At 63.4% G+C, this 2,883-nt stretch carries 3 protein-coding genes; all 3 read left to right on the forward strand.

The genetic code is table 11. The features are described from left to right. Window positions 1–754, forward strand: a 754-nt coding sequence (locus EN939_RS28200; RefSeq protein ID WP_442919570.1) for an ABC transporter ATP-binding protein, incomplete at its 5' end; no start/stop codon positions are given. Further along, window positions 751–1,581 carry a carbohydrate ABC transporter permease gene (locus tag EN939_RS28205; RefSeq protein ID WP_013530271.1) on the forward strand — a complete coding sequence of 277 codons (831 nt, stop codon included), beginning with the start codon at window positions 751–753 and terminating at the stop codon, window positions 1,579–1,581. The genes EN939_RS28200 and EN939_RS28205, both read left to right, overlap by 4 nt. Before the next feature lie 125 nt (window positions 1,582–1,706). Continuing rightward, the coding region (locus EN939_RS28210) for an ABC transporter substrate-binding protein (protein WP_164751287.1) at window positions 1,707–2,883 on the forward strand (1,177 nt) is incomplete at its 3' end.

A 2,883-nucleotide genomic window follows, 5' to 3' on the forward strand; every position in this document is an offset into this window, starting at 1 on the left:
GCGTGTCGCGCTCGGCCGGGCGATCGTTCGCGAACCGGCGGCCTTCCTGCTTGACGAACCGCTGTCCAACCTCGATGCGCAGCTGCGTGCCGAGATGCGGCTCGAACTCGTCAAGCTGCACCGACGCCTCGGCCGCACCATCGTCCATGTCACGCACGACCAGGTCGAGGCCATGACCATGGGCGATCGCATATGCATCATGCGCGATGGTCGCCTGGTCCAGGCCGGCCGGCCGCTTGAAGTCTATGCCGACCCGGTCAACACCTTCGTCGCGCGCTTCCTGGCGACGCCGCCGATGAACCTCATTCCGGCCACGCTTCAGGCCGCACCTGGCGAAGGGCTCTCCGTCCTGACCGATAGTGGCGCCGTGCTTGCCGTCCCCGCCCGCCATCGCAACGCCTATGGCGAGCGTGTCGGGCGCCGCGTCATTCTGGGGGTGCGGGCCGAGGATTTCCACGAAAGCCCCGACAAGCCGGACTGGCAGAAGATTGCCGTACGGGTCGTGGCCGTCGAGGCCCTCGGCGCCGAGAACGTCCTGATCGGCCAGATTGCCGGTCAGGCCACCGGCACGGACGATGCCCATCCCGCCGGAGGCGGCAAGCCGTTGGAGATCGCCGCCCGCCTGAGCCGTTATTTCACGGCGCCCGTCGGCTCGATCGTCGAACTCTACATCGACCCGCTGCCGATGCACCTGTTTGATCCCGAAACCGAACTGGTGATCGCGCGGCCGAGCCTCATGAGGGCCGCTCGATGACCAGCATGGACAGAAACGAGCGGCCGGCCTTTCGTCGCCGCTTCGGCCTGCATTTCGGGCTGATTGTCGTTTGCGCCATCGTGCTGCTGCCGCCGCTCTGGGTGCTGCGGACGAGCTTCGTGCCCGAGCAGCTATCCTACAGCAACGAGCTGATGCCGGCCTTTACGACGGACAATTATTCGGCGCTCCTGTCGAGCCGCTTCGGTCAGTCCTACCTCAACAGCCTGATCGTCGCGCTCGGCTCGGTTCTGCTCGCATTGCCTTTTGCCGCCACCACCGGTTATGCCTTCGCCCGCTTCCGTACGGGCGGTCGGTGGGCGCGTTTTGCCGTTCTGGCGACGCAAATGCTGCCGCCCGTGGCGCTGGTGCTGCCGACCTTCACGCTGTTCCGAAGCCTGGAGCTCAGCAATTCGCTGACCGGGCTGATCATCGTCTATGCCGCGCTCAACCTGCCTTTCCTGACCTGGATCCTGATGGGCTTCTTCGAAGGCATTCCAGTCGATCTGGAGTGGGCGGCGATGACCGACGGCGCGACTGCCTGGGGCGCCTTCTGGCGCATTGTGCTGCCGGTGTCGATGCCCGGTATCGCGGCCGCCGGCGTCCTCGGCTTCATCCTGGCGTGGAATGAGTTTTTGTTTGCCCTGGTTTTGAGCGGGCCGAAGACGGCGACGATACCGGTTGCGCTCGCCGCGTTGCAGACCTCGAACGGCGTCCAGATCGCCAAGGTCTCTGCCGGCGTCGTCCTTGCCATCCTGCCGCTGGTCGTGGCTTCCCGCTTCATCCAGCGTTTCATCGTCCAGGGCTTGACGTTCGGCAGCGTGAAATAGGCCGGCCGCTCCGAGAGCCGACATGGCTCGCTAGCCGGTTATGAAATCGTGACGGGATCACCGCCGCGTCCAGAGGGAAAGAGGAGTAGAGAGTTATGACTTGGAACAAGCAGACCTTGATCAAAATGCTGATGACGGCCGTGAGCGGGGCAGCTGTTGTCAGCGCATCGCTTCCGGCCAGGGCGGCTGAGCCCATCACCTTGCACGCCTTGATGGAGGACGTGCCGGAAACCAAGATCATCGAAGCGCTGTTGCCCGAATTCGAGAAGCAGACCGGCATCAAGGTCGAGTTCGAGAAGATCGGCTATCCCGACATGCACGACAAGCTGGTGTCCCAGCTGACCGCGCCGCAGAGCTACTACAATGTGCTCGAGGTCGACTTCCTGTGGGCCGGCGAATTTCCGGCCGCCGGCTGGCTCGCCGATCTGAAACCCTTCGTCGAGAAATCCAAATACGATCTAGGCCCCTTCATTCCCTCGACGCTTGACCTGCTCGGCCGGACCAAGGATCAGCTGTTCCTGGTGCCCATGTACAACTACTCGATGGGCCTCCTCTACCGCACGGACCTGATCGGCGACGAGAAGCTCAAGGCCGCCTACAAGACGGCAACCGGCAAGGAACTCGCTTTGCCGACGACCCTCGAAGACTATGTGGCGATTTCCAAATTCATGAAGGCCAATGCAGGCGTCGCCGGAGCCGCGATGCAGGGCCAGCGCGGCGATCCCAACAGCATGGAATTCTCCAACTACCTGTTCTCCGCCGGCGGCAGCTATCTTAATGCCGACGGCAAGGCGAGCCTCGACACGGCAGAGGCCAAGAAGGCGCTCGATCTCTATGTCGACAACATCCAGCATGGCGCCCAGCAGGGTGCCATATCGGCGACACTCGATGACACCATGCGCCTGATGTGCAGCGGTTCCGCCTTCAGCATGGTCACCTATTGGTGGATGCTGCCGCAGATGGACGATGCCGTGAAGTGTCCGACGGTCGCCGGCAAGGTCGGCCTGTCGGTGATGCCGGGTGGCCATGGCGAAAGCGGCGGCTGGGGCTGGGGCATTCCCAAGAACACGTCGCCGGAAGAGCAGGAAGCCGCATGGACCTTCATCCAGTGGGTGCAGAGCAAGGATGTTTCGGTGAAGCGCGCGCTCGAGGGCCACGCGCCGGTGCGCAGCGATGTCTATGCCGATGCGGCGGTGCTGGCGAAATATCCCTTCTACAAGACCGCCGAGGATGTGGTGGCGACCGGCAAGTCGTTTCCGATCTTCACCTATTCGGCGCAATACGAGGATCTGCTCGGTACCC

It is taken from the genome of Mesorhizobium sp. M7A.F.Ca.CA.002.05.1.1 (assembly GCF_003998335.1).
Classification (GTDB): Bacteria; Pseudomonadota; Alphaproteobacteria; order Rhizobiales; family Rhizobiaceae; genus Mesorhizobium.